The sequence below is a fragment of the Raineyella fluvialis genome (assembly GCF_009646095.1).
Lineage (GTDB): Bacteria > Actinomycetota > Actinomycetes > Propionibacteriales > Propionibacteriaceae > Raineyella > Raineyella fluvialis.
The window spans coordinates 1,669,442-1,690,548 of record NZ_CP045725.1 but is presented as its reverse complement, the minus strand read 5'-3'; the positions used below and the strand labels follow the sequence as shown (position 1 = coordinate 1,690,548).

Genomic DNA, 21,107 nt, shown 5'->3' with positions numbered 1-21,107 from the left:
AGGGACTGCAGCTCGGGTGCGGCCGGCCCGGGGCGCCTCGGGGCTCTGGCCCGGAGCCCCTCGGGTGTCGTACGGCTCCGATAGCCTCATCCCAGAGCCGTCCCACCGGAGGTCCCCATGCCGCTCCCCACCGTCGCCGCCGTCGTGCTGTCCCAGGGCACCCGCCCCGTCGAACTCGCCAAGGCCCTCGAGACGCTGCTGGCGCAGACCGGGGTGGATCTCGACGTGCTGGTGGTCGGCAACGCGTGGGAGCCGACCGGGCTGCCCGACGGGGTCCGGACCCACCACGAGCCGGACAACCTCGGCATTCCGGAGGGCCGCAACGTCGGCGCCCGGCTGTCCCACGGCGACTACATCCTCTTCTACGACGACGACGCGTGGCTGCCGGAGCCCGACACGCTGGCCCGGATGGTCGCGGTGATGGAGTCCGATCCGCACCTCGCGATCGTCCAGCCGCGGCCGACCGATCCCGACGGCAAGCCGGGACCGCGTCGCTGGGTACCCCGGCTGGACGCCCGGAGCGCCGAACGGGGCGGCGACACCGTGGTGTTCTGGGAGGGCGTGCACCTGGAGCGACGGACCGCCTTCGAGCAGGTCGGCGGCTGGCCGGGGCACTTCTTCTACGGGCACGAGGGCATCGACCTGGCGATGCGGCTGCTCGACGCCGGCTGGCGGATCACCTACGCCCCCGGCATCGTCGTCCATCACCCGGCCCTGCCGGCCAGCCGGCATGCGGTGTTCTACCGGATGAACGCCCGCAACCGGGTGTGGGTCGCCCGCCGCAACCTCCCCCACCCGCTCGACTGGAAGTACGTCGCCATCTGGGTGCTGATCACGGTGGCGCGGGTGCATGACCGGGAGGCGCTGGGGATCTGGTTCGAGGGCCTGCGCGAGGGCTGGACGACCGATCCGGGCCCCCGGCACCCGATCTCCTGGCGGACCGTGGCCCGGATGACCGCGCTGGGCCGTCCGCCGATCATCTGATCGCACCGGCGATGGCCAGCAGTCCGGTTCCGGCACCCGCCGAGCACGGTTCACCCAAGGGCGGCCTTCCTCCCGACCCAGCTGAGATTCTCGTCACCATCGAGCACCCGGACCGTCCGCGCGGGCCCCAGGGTGGGCACCGGCCGGCGTACGGCTCCCCGGCGCGGACCCACCTGCCCGACGACACCGTCCTGTCGTGGTTGCCCGCCGACCTCACCGGCATCGACCGGTATGCGATCGATGCCGAGTACGCCGACCGCCCGCTCCCGGCCGCCCTGACGCGACGGTTCGGCGACCAGGACTTCTGGACCCGCTGGACGAGGGCCGAGGTCTGCGCGAAGCTCACCGACACCCCGATCCTGCTGTGGATCGACCTCCACGGCCTGCCGGCCGACCCCGCCGCCGGCACCCCTCTGCGGGTCCACACCCTGGACCGCACGGCACCCGACGGCCGCACGATCCGGGTGAGCACGGGCACGGCTGGCCCACCCTCGCCCGGTAGCCTGACCGGGTGAGCCACCCCCAGGAGACGCCGATGACCGACCGGCCCGTCGCCGTCACCCTGTCCGGGGTGCGCAACCGCACCCATCTCGTCCACATCGCCTCGTACGTGCGCCACCTGCTCGCGACCCGCCGCGGCGAGATCGTCGTCCGCAGCCTGGGCACCGGGGGGTTCCTCGGCCGGACGACGGTCTCCGACGCCGACATCGCGTCCTTCCTGCCCGAGGATCCCCGGCTCACCGTGGTCACCGACCCCGACCCCCGGGCCCTCGCCCCGGAACGTGGCGTCGACTGGGTCTACCTGGCCGTCGGGGCGCCGGGCATCAAGCCGTGGGCCCGGATGGTGGCCCACCAGCCGCAGCACCGGCCACGGGTCGTCGTCGTGGACGAGGGCCTCGGGACGTACGGCACCTGGCGGACACGTCGCGACGCCTGGGTGCGCCAGGGTGGGGGCCGGGTCTGGCCGACCGTCCGCGCCGCAGCCGTGTCAACCGCCGTCGCTCGGCTCACCGACGAGCGCTGGGCGCTCTACCTGCGCGAGGCAGGGGCGTGGCGGGTGAACGAGCTGGTCGCCGACGAGTTCCGCCGGCGGGTGCCGGCGCCCGACCCGCGGGCGGATCGTGCGGTCTACCTGGCCCAGCCGTGGGTGGCGATGGGGCTGTGGCCGGCCGCTGACTATCGGGCGCACCTGCGGACCGTCGGCGCCGCGGTGACCGCGGCGGGCCTCGACTTCGTCATCCGGCCACATCCCGCCGACCCCGACGACCTCTACCAGGACCTCCCGGTGGCGTACGGGAACGGGCCGGCCGAGATGGACCCGGACGTGGTGTCGGCCCGGGTCGCCCTGGGCGCCACCAGCACGGCTCTGCTCAACCTCGCCGCCCTCTACGGCACCACCGCAGTCCGGGTCCGGCACCCCCGGATCGCCCATCTGGACCGCGAACTCGGACCTGACCAGCGCTCGCTGCTGGCCCAGTTCGTGCCGATGACCGTGGACGCGGAGCAGTTGGGAACACTGCTGGGGCACTGACGGGGCACTGACGGGGCAGCGCATCCTCCCCAGCCCGCCCACAGGGATCGGCTGATTCACAGCGACGTACCACCTGCCGCACCGCCCTGTCGGGGCTGGAGAGATGCACCTAGAGTCGGGGGCAGCCGGACCGGAGCCCGGACCGACACCGTGCATCCCGGGCCGGCGACATCGACAGGACAGCCACGTCGCTGTCCCGGCCGCCTCCGGCGGTTCCGGGGCCGCGGCGTTCTTGATAGGACCGCATGATGACCCAGGCCCCGAACCAGCCCGGACCGTACGACCCGCGCAGCGGCGACCGCCGCTACCGCCCCTCCCGGTCCCAGCCCTCCGCCCAGGACGCCAACACCGCGGGGGCCGAGGAGTCGACGCATGTCTGGGCCGAGGGCATCGGCCTCGGCGGAGAGAACCGGGAGGGCATCCCCTCCAGCCGGCCCACCGGGCACGCGTCCGCGCCGGACACCTCCGGGTCATCCGACCAGCCGTACGCCCCGGCCGGCCCCTACGCCCCGGCAGACCCCTACGCCCCGGCAGACCCCTACGCCCCACCCGCCCGGTATGCGCAGTCCGGCCCGTACGCGCAGCCTTCTCCGCACCCCCAGCCCTCGCCGCATTCAGGTTCCTCGGCACCCCAGGCTCACGGCGGCTACGGCGCACCGTGGGAACGGGGCCAGTCCTACCCGGGCGAGCGTCAGGGTGAGGCCCACCAGGGGCAGCCGTACCAGGGACAGGGTTACCAGGGACAGGGTTACCAAGCAGAGCCGTACGGTGGGGCCGCCTTCGGCCAGCCCGGATCGGGCGACGCCTACGGCCGGTCGTACCCCCAGTCGTACGGCCAACCGGGTCAGCCGGTGGGCGCGGACCCCCTCACCGACACCTCCGGGCACCCCTCCTCCCCCGTGCCCGGCCTCCGCCCGGTGCCGCCGGCCGCGCCGAGGTCCCCGGGCGAGGGGATCATCGCGGCTCTGCGCGACCTGACCTTCGCCGAGCCCGCCGCGCCCTTGGTGGCCAAGCCCCTGTATGTCCTCCTCGTCGTCGCCGGCGTCCTCTACTGGCTGGGGGCCATCATCGACGGCTTCTCCATCGGTGGCGCCGCGGGCCTGTCCGCGCTGATCTGGGGCGCCGTGGTGCTGGCTGCCTGGATCCTCGCGGTCCGGGTCGGGATCGAGGTCGCCCTCGCCATGGTCCGGCTGGGCGACGACACCCGGGCGATCCGCGAGCAGGTCGGGACGACGCGCGACCGTGCGGAAGGCACCGAGAACGACGAGTCGGCCGACGCGGACGCAGGGCGAACCGACGCAGGCCGGTCCGATAACGACAGGCCGACCACCTCGGCCTGAGGAGGTACCTCGGCCTGAGGGACGTACCTCGGTCTCGCGCCTGGTCGGGCCCGCACGTCGTCACGGGTCACCGTTCGGGTGTCCCGAAACTGATGTCTGCTATCCAATTCGCATTTCACCCGCGGGGTGACACCACGGGGGTGTCGGCGGCCTTCGATGCCGTCTCGGGGAGGTGCTGAGCCGCGCCGTTGCGTACATCCGTCCGGCGGGGGGTGCGCAGCGGACAGGTGAGGTTGTCATCCCCCGGGTGAAATCGAAATTCGAGAACATACTTCCCGATCGGGACCTGGGCCGACTGCTGATCCCGCCCGCTCGTCCGCGCGGCCAGAGCCGTACGAAACCTCAACGGCGCCCCTGAACGCTGGTCGCCCGGGCCCCTCGGCAGGGGACCCGGGCGACATGCGACCTTGGACGGCAGGCGCAGGCGGCCGTCAGAAGAGCAGCGCCAGCGCCGGATCGGCCAGCAGCCGCGCGACGTCGGCGAGGAACTTCGATCCGCCCTCCCCGTCGACGAGTCGATGGTCGAAGGACACCGCCAGGGTGGTCACCCAGCGCGGTTCGATCCGTTCCTCCGAGCCATGGCCGACCACCCAAGGACGCCGCGAGATCGCACCGAGGCAGAGGATGCCGGACTCGCCGTTGTTGAGGATCGGGGTGCCGGCGTCGACGCCGAACACGCCGACGTTGGTGATGGTGAACGTCCCCCCGCGCAGTTCCGCCGGGGTCGTCCGCCCGTCCCGGGCCGTTCGCGTCAGTTCGCCGAAGTGCCGGGCCAGCTCGAGGAGGCCCATCTGGTCGGCGCCCTTGATGTTGGGCACCAGCAGCCCGCGCGGGGTCGCGGCGGCCACCCCGAGGTTGACGTCGCCGTAGTAGACGATCTCCTGCGCGGCCTCGTCCCAGCGGGCGTTGAGCTCCGGGTTGGTCCGCAGCGCCAGGCAGGCGGCCTTGGCGACCATCAGCATCGGCGAGACCCGCACGTCGCGGAACTCACGGGCATCCTTCAGCCGCTCCACCAGATCCATCGTCGCCGTCACGTCACAGGTCAGCCACTCGGTGACGTGCGGTGCCGTGAACAGGGACTTCGTCACGGCCGCGGCGGTCGCCTTGCGGATCCCGCGCACCGGCACCCGCCCGTACGACAGCTTGGGGGGCCCGGCGAGGTACTCCTCGTGCTCCGACCCGCTGACCTCGGCGACCGGCGGGACCGGCGGCTCCGTCCGGGTGCCCTGGTCGACGGGCCGACCGGCACCGGCCAGCCAGGCGTCCACGTCGGCGTACGTGACGGTCCCACCAGGGCCCGTGCCGGGGACCTCACGGAGGCGTACGCCGCGGTCCCGCGCGTACTTGCGGACCGGGGGCTTGGCCATCGCGGCGCCCGGCTTGCGCGGGCGACGAGCGGTCGCGGCGGCCTCAGGCCCGTAGCCGACCAGATAGGACGACGCGGCTGCGGGGGCCTCGGCGCCGGCAGCATCGGTGGCGGGGGCCGGAGCAAGCGCCTCCGGGGTGGCCCCCTCCGCAGCGGACGTCTCGGGTGCCGCCGGCTCGGCCGCACCCGCGCCCGCACCCGCGCCCGCGCTGGGCCCGGACCCTTCGTCCGAGTCCGCCTCGCCGTCATCGATCACGATGATCTCGGTGCCGACCTCGACGACCTCACCCGGCTGGGAGAGCAGTTCGACGACCCGGCCGGCCCAGGGGCTGGGGAGTTCGACCAGCGACTTGCTCGTCTCGATCTCCACGATCGGGTCGTTGACCTTCACCTCGTCGCCGACGGCGACCAGCCAGGTGACGATTTCGGCCTCGGTGAGACCCTCACCCGGATCCGGGAGTGGGAAACGCTTCATGGGGTGTGTCCTTCCGCGGTCAGTAGTCGAGGGATCGGTCGACGGCGTCGAGGATGCGGTCCAGGTCCGGGATGTGGTGGCGCTCCACCTTGCTCGGCGGGTACAGCACGTCGTAGCCGGTGACCCGCAGCACGGGCGCCTCCAACGACCAGAAGCAGTGCTCCTGGATGCGGGCGGCGACCTCCGCACCGGGGCCCAGGGTCTGCGGCGCCTCGTGCACCACGACCAGGCGGCCGGTCTTGCGCACCGACGCCTCCACCGGCGCGAGGTCGAGCGGCGAGAGGCTGCGCAGGTCGATCACCTCGAGGCTGGTGCCCTCCGCGCCGGCGGCCTTGGCGGCCTCCAGGCAGGTCGGCACCGTCCCCCCGTACGACACCAGGGTGACGTCGGTGCCCGGCCGCAGCACGGCCGACTCGAAGAGCCCCCGCGGCGGCGCGGTCGGGTCGACCTCGCCCTTCTGGTGGTAGAGCCGCTTGGGCTCGAGGAAGATCACCGGATCGTTCGCGGCGACGGCCTGCTGGATCATCCAGTACGCGTCCTGCGGGCTGGAGGGGCTGACCACCTTGAGGCCCGGAGTGTGGATGAAGTAGCTCTCGATCGACTCCGAGTGGTGCTCTATCGCGCCGATGCCGCCCTCGAACGGGATCCGGACGACCACCGGCATCGGCACCCGCCCGCCGGTGCGGGAGTGGATGTGCGCGAGCTGGGTGGTGATCTGGCTGAAGCCCGGAAAGACGAACCCGTCAAACTGGATCTCCAGCACCGGCCGCCAGCCCCGCATCGCCATGCCGATCGCGGTGCCGATGATGCCGGACTCCCCCAACGGGGTGTCGCGGACCCGTTCGGTCCCGAACTCGTCGAGCAGGCCCTCGGTGATCCGGAAGACGCCCCCCAGCGCCCCGACATCCTCACCGGCGACCAGCACCTTCTCGTCCGCGGCCATCGCCGCGCGCAGACCGGCCGTCAGCGCCTTGCCCATCGTGAGGGTGGTCGGCTCGGTGATCACCGGGGCGCGGCGGACGCGCTTGTCCTGGGTGGCGCGGGCGGCGCTCATCGACGGCCCTCCTGGTCCTCGGCGTGGTCCTCGAACGAGGCGGCGTACGTACGGTAGGCGTGCTGCTGGTCGGCCAACTCGGCGGTCTGCTCGGCGTACATCAGGTCGAACCAGTCCGCGTAGTCCGGCGGATCGAGGGCGATGGTGCGGGCCCTCAGGTCGGCGGCGAAGTCGTCGGCCTCGGTCTGCAGGGCCTGCAGCCAGGCGTCATCGATGGCCCCTGCGCGGAGCAGATAGGTGCGCACCCGTTCGATCGGATCCTTCGCCCGCCAGCGGTCCTCCTCGGCATGCGAGCGGTACTTCGTCGGGTCGTCCGACGTCGTGTGCGCGCCCAGCCGGTAGGTGAACATCTCGATCAGCTGCGGACCCTGGCCCGAGCGGGCCCGGTCGAGAGCCGCCTCGGTGGCCGCCTGCACGGCCAGCACGTCGTTGCCGTCGACCCGCATCCCCGGGATGCCGAAGCCCTCGCCGCGGCGGGCCAGCGGGACGATGGTCTGACGGCTGGTGGGCACCGAGATGGCCCACTGGTTGTTCGTCACGATGAAGACGACCGGCGCCTGGTAGCTCGCCGCCCAGACGAACGACTCGTTCACGTCGCCCTGGGCGCTGGCGCCGTCGCCGAAGAAGGCCAGCACCGCACCGTCGTCGGGGCCGCCGGTGCCGGTCGCCCCCTCCGCCTGCAGCGCCATCGCCCAGCCGACGGCGTGCAGCGGATGCGAACCGATGACGATCGAGTACCGGTTGAAGCGGGTCGCGATGGGGTCCCAGCCGCCCATGTCGACACCGCGCCACAGCGACATCATGTCGACCGGATCGACGCCGCGGACCAAGGCGGCCCCGTGTTCCCGGTAGGACGGGAAGCACATGTCGGCGGGTTTCATCGCCCGCATCGCCCCGGCCCCGACGGCCTCCTGGCCCAGCGTCGGCGGCCACAGGCCGAGCTGGCCCTGGCGCTGCAGGGCGGTGCCCTCGGTGTCCAACCGGCGGGTCAGCACCAGGTCGCGGAGCAGCCCGGCGATGTCCTCGTCCGTCCCGCCGTACGACAGGTCGGGGTCGGTGAGGCGTACGCCGTCGGCGCCCAGCAAGCTGGCCGTACGGATCTCGGTGGCGGCCGCGACGGCCGGCCCCGATACCCCGGGCGGATTCGTCCGCCCTTGTCGGGCAGGGGTGTGGACTGCCATGAGGCCTCCTTCGAGCGTTCTGTGGCCGCGTAACCTACGGTTCCGTAGCCTGTCCTGAGGCTGACCTTACGGGACCGTAGGTAGCGGATCAGGGAGGGGGTGCCACAGAAAGTCACGATCCCTGGTTGGGGGATCCCCACAATCACCGGCACCCGCGTTCCGTGATCCGGATCACGTCTACCCTCCATCGTGGCACCCACGCCGGTTTGCCGTCCGGCACATCGGCCTCGACACCCGCGCTCCGCGATGGCGACCTGTCCGGCGTCCCGCGCCACCGACCGGTAGCCTGCACACATGGAGACCTCCATGTCCGAACCCGTGTCCGAGCCGTCCGCGGCGACCTCCGCGCACCGGGGCGGCCGCCGCACGTCGGGGCACGTCATCGTCATCGGTGGCGGGGTCGCCGGACTGGTGGCCGCACGGGACCTCGCACGGGCGGGCGCACGGGTCACCGTGATCGAATCCTCCGACCGCGTCGGCGGCCAGGTCCGGACGGTCGACTTCGCCGACCGGCTCGTCGACGTGGGGGCCGAGGCGATCTACGTCGCGCCACCGCACCTCTCCGCCCTCGTCCGCGAGCTCGGCCTGTGGGACGGCCCGCTCGGCTCCCAGCCGGTCGGTTCCCATCACGGTCATACCCTGCTCGGCCACCCACGGGGTGCGCAGCAGATGCCCGCCGGGCTCGGGCCCGCCGGGCCGACCCGGATCCGTCCCGTGCTCAGGTCGGGCATGCTGTCCCTGCCAGGGTTGGCGCGCGCTGGCCTGGAGCCGGCCATGGCCCGTCTCCTCCCGCCGCTGGCCCCCGACCAGGACATCAGCGTCGGGGACTTCCTGGCCGGACGGTTCGGCCACGAGGTCGTCCGCCGCTTCGTCGACCCGCTGCTCGGCAGCCTGCACAGCGGTGACGTCTACCGGCTGTCGCTGCGCGGCAACGCGCCGCAACTGGTCAGCGCCGCCGAGCGCCGCACCTCACTGATCCGCCGGCAGGCGCCGCGACCGACGACCAGCGGCCCCACGTTCATCACCTGGACCGCCGGCCTGCAGACCTTCGTCGAGGCGCTGGCCTCCGACATCGAGGGCCATGGCGGCAGGATCGCGTACGGGGTCGACGTCCGCCAGATCGTCCCGGCACAGGGTCGCTGGCAGGTCCGCACCTCGGAGGGCGGCTACGAGACGGACGCCGTCGTGCTGGCCACGCCGAGCCCCGTGACGGCCGCCCTGCTCTCCCCGCTGACCGGGACTGCGGAGGCGCTGCGGGAACAGCGCTTCGCCTCGGTGGTCAACCTGCTGGTGGCACTGAAGGCCGACCAGGTCTTCCGGCACGCCAAGGACCGTTTCCCGTTGCGGGCGACGCGGGACACGAACGGGATCCTGCTCCCGTCCGATGCCCCGTGGACGATGAAGGCGGCGACCTTCCTCAGCACCAAGTGGCCGCACCTGCGGCGGACCACCGACGGTCGCGACGACAACGCGTTCCTCGTACGGATCTCCGCCGGTCGGGTCGGCCGCCACGTGGTGGACGACCTCGACGACCAGGAGTTGACCGCGACACTGCTCGACGACCTGCACCGCACCACCGGGGTCCGCGCCGACGTGCTGGACTCGCGGATCGTCCGCTGGCCCTCGATGCCGCAGTGCGAGGTGGGCCATCCGACCCGCGTCGCCGCGCTACGGGCGGAGCTCGCCGCCAAGCTGCCGGGGTTGGCCCTTGCCGGCGGCGGCGTGGACGGGATGGGCATGGCGTCGGTGGTCCGCTCCGGGCAGGCGGCGGCCGCCACGATCGCCACCTCGCTGGCCACCCCCAGCCACTGATGGCGGGGCTGCTCGTCGCCGGGACCTCGTCGGACGCGGGGAAGTCGCTGCTGGTCACCGGGTTGTGCCGTGCCGTCGCCCGCCGGGGCATCCGGGTTGCGCCGTACAAGGCGCAGAACATGTCGAACAATTCGATGGTCGTCGCCGACCCCGACGGCCACGCCGGCGAGATCGGCCGGGCCCAGTGGCTGCAGGCCCGCGCCGCCCGCGTCACCCCGACAGTCGACATGAATCCGGTGCTGCTCAAGCCCTCGAGTGACCGCCGCTCCCACGTGGTGCTGCGGGGGCTGCCGTACGGCACCCTCGAGGCCGGCGAGTACGCCCACGGCCGCGGTCCGCTGATCGAGGCCTCCCGGGCGGCGTACGAGGCCCTGGACGAGGCGTACGACCTCGTGGTCTGCGAGGGCGCCGGATCACCGGCCGAGATCAACCTGCGCGCCGGCGACTACGTCAACATGGGCCTGGCCCGCCACTTCGGACTGCCGGTCGCCCTAGTCGGGGACATCGACCGGGGCGGCATGCTGGCGGCGGTGTTCGGCACCTGGGGCCTGCTCGAGGAGGCCGACCGTACGCTGCTGGCCGGCTACCTGGTGAACAAGTTCCGCGGCGACGTCGAGGTGCTGCGCCCCGGCCTGGAGACGCTGACGCAGCGCACCGGTCTGCCGTGTCTCGGGGTCGTTCCCTGGTTGGACGGGGTCTGGCTGGACAGCGAGGACACCCTGCGGGTGGGCACGCCCGCCCCGACCGTACGCGATGCGGGCCCGCGGCTGTCGATCGCCGTCGTCCGGCTGCCGCGCGTCTCCAACGCCACCGACATCGACGCCCTGGCGGCTGAACCGGGTGTCGACCTGACGGTGACCACGCGCCCGGACCTGCTCGCCGCGGCCGACCTGGTCCTGGTTCCGGGCAGCCGGTCCACCCTCGGCGACCTGTCCTGGCTGCGCGCCACCGGCATCGCCGACGTGCTGGCGGACCGCGCCGCCGCGGACCGGCCGATCCTGGGGATCTGCGGGGGCTACCAGGCACTGGGGCGCACCATCGCCGACCCCGACGGGGTGGAGGCGAGCGGCGCTCCCGGCACTACGGCTCTCATCGAGGGTCTGGGGCTGCTGCCGGTGCACACGCTGTTCCACGCCGAGAAGTCCCTCGGACGCCCCACTGGGACCTGGCGGGGGCACGCCGTCACGGGCTACGAGATCCACCACGGCGTGGCCGACGTCGACGATGACGCCGAGCGGTTCCTCGACGGGGCGCGCGCCGGGGCGGTGTTCGGCACCATGTGGCACGGGACCATGGAGGACGACGCGTTCCGCGAGGCCTTCCTCACCGAGGTGGCCGCCCTCTCCGGCGCTGCCTGGCGCCCGGACCCCGCCGCCCCCGGCTTCGACGCCCGGCGCGAGGCGATGATCGACACCCTGGCGGACGCTGTCGAGGAGCACACGCCGGCCCTGCTGGACCTGGCCCTGAGCCGCGTCGGCTGACACGACCTCTGGACAGGCTCCGACACCCGAGAGATAGTTGAACAACCATTGGTTCAACATTGCAGTATTTCCCGAGGAGTCGCCATGTCCAGCATCACCACCGCCGCCTGGTCCCGCCCGGAGGAGGAGCGCACCGGCACGACCCTCGTCGTCGCGCTGCACGGTCGGGGCAGTGACGAGTCGTCGATGCTCGGCCTCGCCGAGCTGCTGCCGCCGTCGGCGACCCTGGTCGCCCCGCGGGGTCCGATCCCGGTGGGCGGCGGCTGGACCTGGTTCGAGAACCGCGGCATCGGCCGCCCCCTGGAATCCTCGATCAAGGAGACCACCGCAGCTCTGCTGGACTGGCTCGGCACCGTCGAGGAACAGCACAGCCGCGTCGTACTCCTCGGCTTCTCGGGCGGCACCGCGATGGCCGGCGGACTGTTGTTCAGCGCCGCCGACCGCTTCGCCGGGGCGGTCCTGCTCTCCGGCACTCTGCCGTGGGACGCGGGGCTCGAGGCGACCGAGGACCTGCTGTCCGGGATGCCGGTCTTCTGGGGCAACGACCCCGCGGATCCGGTCATCCCGGCCGACCTGATGGGCCGCAGCCACCGCTGGCTCGCCGAGGAATCCGGTGCCGCGCTCGCGGCGCACGCCTACCCGGGCATGGGCCACGGGATCAGCATGGACGAGGCCCGCGACATCCAGGCCTTCCTCGAGCAGGTGACCGCCGAGGACTGAGCCGCCGGCCGGCGCCGGCGCGAGTGGCAGGATGGCCCGCATGGTCAGCACAGTCTGGGTGATCGGCATCGGCACCGGCGATCCGGGTCTCGTCACGTACGAGGCCGCGGAGGCCCTCCGTACGGTCGACGTCTTCCTCGTCGCCGACAAGGGCGAGGTCAAGCACGACCTGGTCGAGGCCCGGCGCGCACTGTGCGAGCACTTCATCGGCGACACCCACCCCTACCGGTTCGTCGAGGTGCCCGATCCGCAACGCGGTCCCGATGCTGAGCGCGACACCTCGGCGTACGGGGCAGGGGTAAGAGACTGGCACGGAGCACGGGTCCGCGCGTACGCCGAAATCATCGACGACCTACCCGCCGATGCGCAGATCGGGTTCCTCGTGTGGGGCGACCCGGCCTTCTACGACTCCACGCTGCGCATCGTCGACCGGCTGCGTGCGGAGTGCGGCCCCTTCGAGGTGCGGGTGATCCCGGGGATCAGTGCCCCGCAGTTGCTGGCGGCCCGGCATGCCATTCCGCTGAACCGGATCGGCACCTCGATCCACATCACCACCGGCCGGCGGCTGGTCGAGGAGTACGTGCCCGACCTCGGCGATGTCGTCGTCATGCTCGACGGTTACCTCACCTGCCGCGAACTGGTCGAGCGCTACCCCGACCTGACGATCTACTGGGGCGCCTACCTCGGCGGCCCGCACGAGGTACTGCGCAGCGGACGGCTCGCCGACGTGATCGACGACCTGGTGGAACTGCGCGGCCGGCTGCGCGAGGAGCACGGCTGGGTGATGGACACCTACCTGCTGCGTCCCTGAGTTCCGCCCGGACTGAGGCAACTCTGGGGGCCCAGGCTGACTGGACTTCGGGGTGAAGGGGGCTCACCCCTGGGGAACCGACCCCTGGGAGCGATACCAGGTCCGGCCGGGGGTCGAAGCATCTCCCGCCTCCCGCCGCACGGCGAAAAGGGGACGCAGTTCGTGGAGCACCTGACGCCAAGTGGAACAGCCGTAGCGGCGCGGCGTGTGGTCGGACTGCCGGGATCGGATGAGATCTATTGCCTGGTCGAGCCGGGTCCACCCGTCCTCGGCGAGTTCTGCCTCGGCTTGGCGAAGAAGGTCTGCGATGGTCGAGGCTTCCCTGACGACGCCGGCACCGTCAGGGAGGCTGTCAGGCCAGAAATGCTCCCTGATCTCCGGCTGAGCCAGAAGAGCCCGCAACAACCCCACCGACTCCATCATGCTGGTGTGCCACTGACGGAGCTCCCGGAAATGCCGGTCGATCGTGCCGTACGCGGCATCCAGATACTCAGCGGCAGCGTTGCAGCCGTCCTCGGCCCAGAGGTCATACTGCGCCACGAAGCCGTGGACGAGGTCATTGCGCAGTGCCACCAGAGCAGTCAACTCATCGCGCACCGCCTGCTCGTGGTCGTCGGGCAGCCCCAGGTTGAAACCGATCCCGATCCATGCGGGCTCATCCTCCCCCACCCGATCGTTGAAACGAGCAATATCTTCGTCAGGGTCATGGAAGACCGTGTCGGTGAACACACCAACGATCTGTCCCAGTGTCTTCTGGGCGACGGCCTGGGAGCGGCCCTCGGCAATGTCCAGGAGTGCCTCCGCGGGACCTTCCACGTGTTGACGCGCAACGAGGTCCTTGAGCAGCAGTTCGTATTGCTGCAGGCGGACCATGCATCGGCCGAGCTTCTGGTACACGTCCCCTCGAAGGGAGCCTACCGGGTCGTCAAGCTGACTTGCTGTGGGAGACGGGGACACAGCGCCACCCTATGAGGGAGAGGGCCCGTTTCGAGGCCTGACAAGGTGTGACTCCCATCGACCGATGTCCCAGCTGCCTGCTTGCCGATGGGCAAGCGCTTGGCCCTACCGTTGACGCGTGGATGACGACGAACCGGCCTTCGACGAGCACGAGAACGAGGACGCCCTGGAGCCGCGGCACCTGATCCGCCGCTCCGACGTGGTGCTGCGTGCCGGGATCCTGATGCTCGTCGCCGGGACCTCCGGCCTGCGGGTGCGCGAGGTGATGCAGGCCGTCGCGCGCAGCGTCGGCATCGGCCGGATCCGGGCGCAGGTGACCTACACCGACATCGTCCTGACGGTGCAGCGGCGCAGCATCTTCCGCACCCAGGTCGCTGAGATCAACGCGCCCGGCGTCAACGCTCACCGGATCGCCATGATGCAGCGGCTGGTCCGCGACCTGCCCCGGCGGGCGCGCGTCAGCGAGGTGAACGCCATGCTCGACGAGATCGAGCGGACGCCCCGGCTCTACTCGCCCTGGGGCCTGGTGCTGCTCGTCGCGCTGGCCTGTGCCTCGGTCACCGTCCTCAGCAACGGCGGATGGCGGGAGGTGCTCGCCGTACTACCCGCGTCGGCGTTCGCGTACTGGCTGCACCGTACGCTCAGCGGCCTGCAACTGAACCACCTGGCGGTCGTGCTGATGTCCGCGGCGACGGCGACCGGCCTCTACGTCGGCCTCACCCAACTGCTCAACCTCGCCCTCGGCGGCACCAGCCCCCGGATGGCGGCGGGGCTGGTGTGTGCGGCGATCTTCTTGATCCCGGGTTTCCCGCTGGTCACGGCGGGGCTCGACCTGACCCGGATCGACCTGTTGACCGGCATCCCCCGGTTGATGTACGCGTTCATGGTGCTGCTGGCGATGGCCATCGGGGTGTGGGGAGTGGCCACGCTCAGCGGCGTCTCCCCTGCTGCCGTCCCTCCCCTGGCCGGAGATCCGATAGCGGTGTGGACGGCATTGCTGGCGGCAAGCTTCTTCGCGGTCTTCGGCTGGGCGACGATGTTCAACTCGCCGTGGCGGATGGCGCTGGCCTCCGGGGTGATCGCGATCATCGGCAACACCCCGCGGCTGCTGATGCTGCAGGCCGGGGTGCGGCCGCACGTGGCGACCTTCGTCGGCTGCTTCCTGATGGGGCTGCTCTGCGCGGGGCGGGTCGACTGTTCTCGATGGAGAAGATCATCATGACGGTCCCGACGGTGCTCGTGTCGATCCCCGGCTCCGCGGCGCTGCGGACCCTGATCTACTTCGACCAGGCCGACGTCCTCCAGGCCATGCAGAACGGTGTGTCCACCGTCCTCGTCGTCATCGCGATGGTGGCCGGGCTGTCCGGTGCGCGCATGCTGACAGACCCGGAATGGGCGTTCACCCGCGCCGATCCCCCGTCGACCTGGCGTCTCGTCGGCCGGATCCTGAGGCACCGGCACGGCGCCTGACCCGACCCCCTCGTTCCCGCCAACCCCCTCGTTACCGCCAACCCCCTCGTTACCGCCAACCCCCTCGTTACCGCCAACCCCCTCGTTACCGCCAACCCCCTCGTTCCCGCGGACGTTGGAGTGTTCCCGCGGATACCCTGAGGTCCGCGAGAGTGGCCTAAGGTCCGCGGGAAGTCAGCCCTACCGTCCGCGGGAACGCATAAGGTCCGCGGCAACTCAGACCCACCGTCCGCAGCAGACCACCCGACACCGACGACGGGCGCGAGCCGGGCTCACTCCTCCAGATCACCCTCCACGTCGAGGTAGACCTGCTGCATCCGGGCCATCAGCTCCGGATCCGGCTCCTCCCACAGCCCACGGTCGGCCGCCTCGTGCAGCTTCTCGATGATGCCGTTCAGCGCCCACGGATTGGCGTGGCGCATGAACTGCTGGGTGTCCTCGTCCAGGACGTACGACTCGGCGAGCTTCTCGTACATCCAGTCGTCGACGACGCCGGCGGTGGCGTCGAAGCCGAACAGGTAGTCGACCGTCGCGGCCAGTTCGAACGCCCCCTTGTAGCCGTGGCGCTGCATGGCGGCGATCCAGCGCGGGTTCACCACCCGGGACCGGAAGACCCGGGCGGTCTCCTCGGCCAGCGAGCGGGTGCGCACCGCATCGGGCACCGTCGAGTCCCCCACGTACGCCTTGGGGTCCGCGCCGGTCAGCGCCCGTACGGTCGCGACCATCCCGCCGTGGTACTGGAAGTAGTCGTCGGAGTCGGCGATGTCGTGCTCGCGGGTGTCGACGTTCTTCGCGGCGACCTGGATGCGCCGGTAGTTGGTCTCCATGTCCTCGCGCGCGGGGCGGCCGTCCATGTCACGCCCGTACGCGTAGCCGCCCCAGGTGGTGTAGACCTCGGCCAGGTCGGCGTCCGTACGCCAGTCGCCCGCTTCGATCAGCGGCAGGATGCCGGCACCGTACGATCCGGGCTTCGAGCCGAAGATCCGCGTGGTGGCGCGGCGCTCGTCGCCGTGGGCCTGCCGATCGGCCCTGGTGTGGGCGCGGACGTAGTTGTCCTCGTCGGCCTCGTCCAGTTCGGCGACGAGCCGCACGGCGTCGTCGAGCATGGCGATGACGTGCGGGAAGGCGTCGCGGAAGAAGCCGGAGATCCGTACGGTCACGTCGACACGGGGCCGGCCGAGCTCGGCGAGCGGCACGGTGTCGAGCCCGACGATCCGGCGGGAGGCCTCATCCCATCGCGGCACGACGCCCATCAGCGCCAGCACCTCGGCGATGTCGTCGCCCGAGGTCCGCATCGCCGACGTGCCCCACACCGACAGGCCGACCGACTGCGGGTAGGCGCCGGTCTCCTCGAGGTAGCGGGCGAGGACCGATTCGGCCATCGCCGACCCCGTCTCGTACGCCAGCCGGGACGGGATCGCCTTCGGATCGACCGAGTAGAAGTTGCGGCCGGTCGGCAGCACGTTCACCAGGCCGCGCAGCGGAGAGCCGGAGGGGCCCGCCGGGGTGTAGCCGCCGTCGAGGGCGTGCAGCACGGCGTCGATCTCGCGGCCGGTGCCGCGTAGCCGGGGCACCACCTCTTCGCAAGCGAACCGCAGAGAAGCAGCGACGGCGGCGCGGTCGGCGCCGGGGGCCTCGGCGAGGTCTCCCCCGACGGAGGAGATGACCTCCTCGACCGCCCCGGCGTCCCAGTCCCGCGTGGCGAGGCCGGCGACCAACGCATGCGCAATGCCTTCGACCCGGTCCACGTCGGCCAGCGGTGCGTCGTCGGCCAGGCCCAGCGCGCGGCGCAGCCCGGGCACGGCGTTCACCGCGCCGCCGAAGACCTGGCCGGCCCGCAGCACGGCCAGCACGAGGTTGACGAGCTCCTCGCCCTCCGGCACCCGGCCGAGGATGTGCAGGCCGTCGCGGATCTGGACGTCCTTGATCTCGCAGAGCCAGCCGTCGACGTGCATGACGAAGTCGTCGAACGCGTCCCCCTCGGGCCGGTCGTCCAGGCCCAGCTCGGCGTCCATCCGGGCCGCCCGGATCAGCGTCCAGATCTCGGCCTGCAGGGCGGGGGCCTTCGCCGGGTCCATCGCCGAGACGTTGCCGTACTCGTCGAGGAGCTGCTCCAGGCGGGCGATGTCGCCGTACGTCTCGGCGCGGGCCATCGGCGGGATGAGGTGGTCGACGATCGTCGCGTGCGCGCGGCGCTTGGCCTGGGTGCCCTCGCCCGGGTCGTTGACCAGGAACGGGTAGACCACCGGCAGCGAGCCGAGCGCGGCGTCGGGACCGTCGGCCGGGGAGAGGGCCAGGTTCTTGCCGGGCAGCCACTCCAGGTTGCCGTGCTTGCCGAGGTGGACGATCGCGTCGGCGCGGAACTCCTCGGCCAGCCACCGGTAGGTGGCGAGGTACTGGTGCGTCGGCGGCAGGTCCGGGTCGTGGTAGATGGCGATCGGGTTCTCTCCGAAGCCGCGGGGCGGCTGGACGAGGATCACCAGGTTGCCGGCGCGCAGGGCGGCGGCGACGATCTCACCATCGGGGTCGCCGGTGCCGGGGCTGGTCGGGTCGACGAAGACGTTCCCCGGCGCCGGCCCCAGGCACCGGTGACCGCCTCCCGCAGACCCTCCGGAAAACGCGCGAACCACTCCCGGTAGCGCGCCGCGGCAATCCGGACCGGCTGGCCGGAGAGCTGCTCGGCGGTCAGCCATTCCTCGTCCTGGCCGCCCGCCTCGATGATCGCGTGGATCAGGGCGTTGCCGCGGGTGGTGTCCTCGGTCTCCCCCTCGGGCACCTCCCCGACCCGCGCCAGCAGGGCGTCGTACGCCTCCGTGCCGGGGATCTCACCCGGCGTGCCGAGGTCGTAGCCCGCCGCCCGCATCTGGCGCAACAGCCGGATCAGCGACACCGGGGTGTCCAGGCCGACGGCGTTGCCGATCCGCGCGTGCTTGGTCGGATAGGCCGACAGGACGACGGCGATCCGGCGCTCGGCCACCGGGATGTGGCGCAGCCGGGCGTGGTTGACGGCGAGCTCGGCGACCCGGCGGGTCCGCTCCGGGTCGGTGACGTAGTGCGGCAGGCCGTCGGCGTCGTTCTCCTTGAAGGAGAAGGCGACGGTGATGATCCGGCCGTCGAACTCGGGCACCGCGACCTGGGTGGCGACGTCGAGCGGGGTCATCCCCTCGTCGGAGGCCTCCCATGACTCGCGGCTCCAGGTCAGGCAGAGGCCCTGCAGGATCGGCACGTCGAGGCGGGCCAGGGCATCGACGTCCCAGGCCTCGTCGTCCCCGCCGGCCTGCGCCGTGGCGGCCCGGCTGCCGCCGGCGGCGAGCACGGTGGTGACCAGGGCGTCGTACGTCCCCAGGTGGTCGAGCAGGTCGGCGGGGGCCTCCCGCAGCGAGGCAGCGAAGATCGGCACCCCGACTCCCCCGGCCGCGTCGACGGCGTCGGCGAGGTCCTCGGCGTACGCGACGTTCCCGGCCGACCATTGGGCCCGGTAGAAGAGGATGCCGACGCGGGGCCGGCCCTGGACATCGACCGACACGTCCCGCAGCACGCCCCAGAACGGCTGTTCGGCCGGCGGCGCGAAGCCCTCACCGGTCAGCAGCACGGTGTCGGAGAGGAAGCCGTGGACCTGGCGGAGGTTCTCCGCGCCACCCTGGGCCAGGTAGACGTGCGCCTGGGCGGCGACTCCGGTGGGCACGGTCGACAGCGCCATGAGTGCCGCGTCGGGGCGCTGCTCCCCGCCGAGGACGACCATCGGCCGGCCGGCGGCCCGCGCGGCGGCGTAGGTGTCGGGCAACTCCTGCGGACCCCCCAGGAAGCGGAAGACCACCAGGTCAGCGCCGGCCACCAGCGCCGTCACCGCGGCCTCGTCGACCCGGGTCGGGTTGGCCCAGACCCAGTCGGCGCCGCTGGCGCGGGCGGACAGCAGGTCGGTGTCGGACGTGGACAGCAGGGCGATCGTCGTCACGGGGCTCCTCGGCGCGGGCGGCCGCGCGGGTCGGCTGGAACACGGCGGCCGAGGATGTGATCCGCGGCACTGTCGGCCAGCCTAGCCACGGGAACACGTCACCGTTCCGCAGCAGAACACCGATGGCACGAATCCGTCTACGGCGCACGTAGGATATGTGCTCATGAGTGAGTCCCGCCCCCTGATCGACCGCTGCCCGGGTCTCACCCGACCGTTCCGGGCCAGCGACGGAGCCATCGTGCGGGTGCGCAAGCCCGGCGGCCGACTCCCCACCGACGTTCTGCGCCACCTGCTGGGCATCGCCGAGCGCTGGGGCGACGGACGTGTCCAGGTCACCACCCGGACCAACCTCCAGGTCCGCGGCCTGCCGCTCGAGGAGGACTGCTCCGTCCCCTGCGAGATCGCTGACGCGGTCCGGGCGACCGGCCTCATCCCGCCGACCCATGAACTTGTCCGCAACGTGCTCTGCTCCCCGATGGGCGACATCGACCTGCAGCCGATGGTCGCCGAGCTGGACGAGGAGCTCCAGGAGATCCCGCTGCTGGAGGAGCTGACCGGCCGCTTCATGTGGGCCTTCGACAACGGCAGCGGCGACGTGGCCGGTGAGCCGTGGGACGTCTGCTACCAGGCGATCGACGAGGACCACGGGATCGTCGCCCTCGACAACGGACGCGCCTGGGAGGTCTCCCGCGCCGACGCCCCGTCGGTGATGCTGGCCCTCGCCCAGAACGTCCAGATGGCCCGGACCGAGACCGAGCTGCCGGTCTGGCACGCGCGCGAACTCGCCTACAAGCTGGGCGATGACATCCCCGACAGCACCGACCAGCCGATCACCGTCTCCACTCCGCCGGCAGTCGGGACGTACGGCGCCGATCTGCTGGCCGGCGTCCCACTGGGCCTGTTCACCGGCGACATGATCCGCGCCCTGCCCACGCTCGTCGACGTCACCCTGACGCCGTGGCGCCAGGTGCTCATCCCCGGTGGGGCGAAGGATGCCGCGACGTACGCGGCCGCCGGCTACGTCGTCGACCCGAGCGACCCGTGGGCCTCGATCAGCGCCTGCACCGGCCTGCCGAACTGCGCGAAGTCCGCCATCGACACCGTCGCCATGGCCGAGCAGCTCGTCGACGCCGCTCGGCAGGACCCGTCCCTGGTCCGCCGTCCGGTGCACGTGTCCGGCTGTGACCGTCGCTGCGGGGAGCCGCACGGCGAGCACGTCGACCTGCTGGCTCCGGCTGACCTCGCCGCCGCCGTGGCCGAACTGCGGGCGTGAGGGACGGCGTGACGATCCCGGCACGACCGCCGCAGCTCTACGACTACGACACCGACGGCACCTCGATCTACCAGAAGTCCTTCGGGATGATCCGGGCCGAGGCCGACCTGTCCCACTTCACCGAGGCCCAGGCGACCGTCGCGGTGCGGATGATCCACGCCGCCGGCGACCCGTCGCTGGCCGAGCAGATCGCCTTCTCGCCGGGTCTGGTGGACGCCGCACGCACGGCCCTGCGCGGCGGCGCCCCGATCTACACCGACGCGACGATGATCGCGGCCGGGATCACCCGGCGGCGACTGCCGGCGGACAACGACGTGATCTGCGCCCTGCAGGACCCCCGCGTCCCGGAGATCGCCCAGGCCTGGCAGACCACCCGCAGTGCCGCCGCGGTGTCCCTGTGGGACCGGCTCGAAGGGGCGGTGGTGGCCGTGGGCAACGCCCCGACCGCCCTGTTCCAGCTGCTCGAGATCGTCGCCGCCGGCGGGCCACGGCCCGCGGCGGTGCTCGGCATCCCGGTGGGCTTCGTCGGATCACCCGAGTCGAAGGTCGCGCTGGCGCAGAACCCGTACGGTCTGGAATGGTTGGTCGTGCACGGACGCCGGGGCGGTTCCGCCCTCGCCTCGTCGGCGATCAACGCCCTCTCCCGCGAGCAGGAGATCTGAACACGCGGTCGAGACTGCGCCGGTCGAGTGTTCTC

18 protein-coding genes are annotated in these 21,107 nt (G+C 71.9%); 12 read left to right on the top strand and 6 right to left on the bottom strand.

Translation table 11 applies throughout. From position 1 onward, the window contains the following. The first annotated feature begins 117 nt into the window (after positions 1 to 117). The 4 genes from Rai3103_RS07745 (at position 118) to Rai3103_RS07730 (ending at position 3,855) form a co-directional block, all read left to right on the top strand. Entirely contained in the window at positions 118 to 984 is an 867-nt protein-coding gene (locus Rai3103_RS07745) for a glycosyltransferase family 2 protein (protein WP_153572106.1), read from the top strand. A gap of 11 nt (positions 985 to 995) precedes the next feature. Continuing rightward, entirely contained in the window at positions 996 to 1,499 is a 504-nt protein-coding gene (locus tag Rai3103_RS07740) for a hypothetical protein (protein ID WP_153572105.1), read from the top strand. After that, entirely contained in the window at positions 1,496 to 2,515 is a 1,020-nt protein-coding gene (locus Rai3103_RS07735; RefSeq protein WP_153572104.1) for a hypothetical protein, read from the top strand. Before Rai3103_RS07740 ends, Rai3103_RS07735 begins: the two co-directional genes overlap by 4 nt. Positions 2,516 to 2,760: 245 nt before the next feature. Further along, entirely contained in the window at positions 2,761 to 3,855 is a 1,095-nt protein-coding gene (locus tag Rai3103_RS07730; RefSeq protein WP_153572103.1) for a DUF4282 domain-containing protein, read from the top strand. A 431-nt stretch (positions 3,856 to 4,286) separates the two neighbouring features. Here the strand turns inward: Rai3103_RS07730 and Rai3103_RS07725 are convergent, their stop codons facing one another. The 3 genes from Rai3103_RS07725 to Rai3103_RS07715 all read right to left on the bottom strand — a co-directional run bounded on the left by Rai3103_RS07725 (position 4,287) and on the right by Rai3103_RS07715 (position 7,931). After that, the gene (locus Rai3103_RS07725; RefSeq protein WP_153572102.1) at positions 4,287 to 5,696 is read right to left on the bottom strand and encodes a dihydrolipoamide acetyltransferase family protein; all 1,410 of its coding nucleotides are present in this window, start codon (positions 5,694 to 5,696) and stop codon (positions 4,287 to 4,289) included. Between the two features lie 19 nt (positions 5,697 to 5,715). Continuing rightward, positions 5,716 to 6,675, bottom strand: a complete 960-nt coding sequence (locus Rai3103_RS07720; RefSeq protein WP_228489316.1) for an alpha-ketoacid dehydrogenase subunit beta — start codon at positions 6,673 to 6,675, stop codon at positions 5,716 to 5,718. 71 nt (positions 6,676 to 6,746) lie between these two features. Further along, entirely contained in the window at positions 6,747 to 7,931 is a 1,185-nt protein-coding gene (locus Rai3103_RS07715) for a thiamine pyrophosphate-dependent dehydrogenase E1 component subunit alpha (protein WP_153572100.1), read from the bottom strand. Positions 7,932 to 8,225: 294 nt separating this feature from the next. Here Rai3103_RS07715 and hemG point away from each other — a divergent pair, with 294 nt between their 5' ends. The 4 genes from hemG to cobF all read left to right on the top strand — a co-directional run bounded on the left by hemG (position 8,226) and on the right by cobF (position 12,755). Next, a complete protein-coding gene (hemG, locus tag Rai3103_RS07710) occupies positions 8,226 to 9,743 on the top strand; it encodes a protoporphyrinogen oxidase (protein ID WP_153572099.1) in 1,518 nt (505 codons plus the stop codon). Continuing rightward, positions 9,743 to 11,224 carry a cobyric acid synthase gene (locus Rai3103_RS07705; protein ID WP_153572098.1) on the top strand — a complete coding sequence of 494 codons (1,482 nt, stop codon included), beginning with the start codon at positions 9,743 to 9,745 and terminating at the stop codon, positions 11,222 to 11,224. Before hemG ends, Rai3103_RS07705 begins: the two co-directional genes overlap by 1 nt. Positions 11,225 to 11,308: 84 nt before the next feature. Further along, positions 11,309 to 11,944: an alpha/beta hydrolase gene (locus Rai3103_RS07700; RefSeq protein WP_153572097.1), complete on the top strand. Its 636-nt coding sequence runs from the start codon at positions 11,309 to 11,311 to the stop codon at positions 11,942 to 11,944. Between the two features lie 40 nt (positions 11,945 to 11,984). After that, positions 11,985 to 12,755: a precorrin-6A synthase (deacetylating) gene (gene cobF, locus Rai3103_RS07695; RefSeq protein ID WP_153572096.1), complete on the top strand. Its 771-nt coding sequence runs from the start codon at positions 11,985 to 11,987 to the stop codon at positions 12,753 to 12,755. Positions 12,756 to 12,818: 63 nt separating this feature from the next. On the opposite strand, the gene Rai3103_RS07690 is transcribed toward cobF, so the two are convergent. Further along, positions 12,819 to 13,628 (bottom strand): OST-HTH/LOTUS domain-containing protein, encoded by an 810-nt coding sequence (locus Rai3103_RS07690; protein ID WP_153572095.1) that lies wholly within the window; start codon positions 13,626 to 13,628, stop codon positions 12,819 to 12,821. 202 nt (positions 13,629 to 13,830) lie between these two features. Here Rai3103_RS07690 and Rai3103_RS07685 point away from each other — a divergent pair, with 202 nt between their 5' ends. Then, the gene (locus Rai3103_RS07685) at positions 13,831 to 14,934 is read left to right on the top strand and encodes a threonine/serine exporter family protein (protein WP_277873010.1); all 1,104 of its coding nucleotides are present in this window, start codon (positions 13,831 to 13,833) and stop codon (positions 14,932 to 14,934) included. Next, positions 14,916 to 15,182, top strand: a complete 267-nt coding sequence (locus tag Rai3103_RS18480; protein ID WP_277873009.1) for a threonine/serine exporter family protein — start codon at positions 14,916 to 14,918, stop codon at positions 15,180 to 15,182. Before Rai3103_RS07685 ends, Rai3103_RS18480 begins: the two co-directional genes overlap by 19 nt. 272 nt (positions 15,183 to 15,454) lie before the next feature. Here Rai3103_RS18480 and cobN read toward each other — a convergent pair whose 3' ends face one another. Then, entirely contained in the window at positions 15,455 to 17,662 is a 2,208-nt protein-coding gene (gene cobN, locus Rai3103_RS18240; protein WP_239022441.1) for a cobaltochelatase subunit CobN, read from the bottom strand. Then, positions 17,659 to 19,137: a cobaltochelatase subunit CobN gene (locus tag Rai3103_RS18235; RefSeq protein WP_239022409.1), complete on the bottom strand. Its 1,479-nt coding sequence runs from the start codon at positions 19,135 to 19,137 to the stop codon at positions 17,659 to 17,661. The genes cobN and Rai3103_RS18235 overlap by 4 nt, the downstream gene beginning before the upstream one ends. A 163-nt stretch (positions 19,138 to 19,300) precedes the next feature. On the opposite strand from Rai3103_RS18235, the gene Rai3103_RS07675 reads away from it, so the two are divergent. Next, complete coding sequence (locus Rai3103_RS07675) at positions 19,301 to 20,410, top strand: hypothetical protein (RefSeq protein ID WP_153572094.1); 1,110 nt, start codon at positions 19,301 to 19,303, stop codon at positions 20,408 to 20,410. Continuing rightward, positions 20,407 to 21,072, top strand: coding sequence for a precorrin-8X methylmutase (locus tag Rai3103_RS07670; RefSeq protein WP_228489258.1), 666 nt, complete (start codon positions 20,407 to 20,409; stop codon positions 21,070 to 21,072). The genes Rai3103_RS07675 and Rai3103_RS07670 overlap by 4 nt, the downstream gene beginning before the upstream one ends. Positions 21,073 to 21,107: the final 35 nt, after the last annotated feature.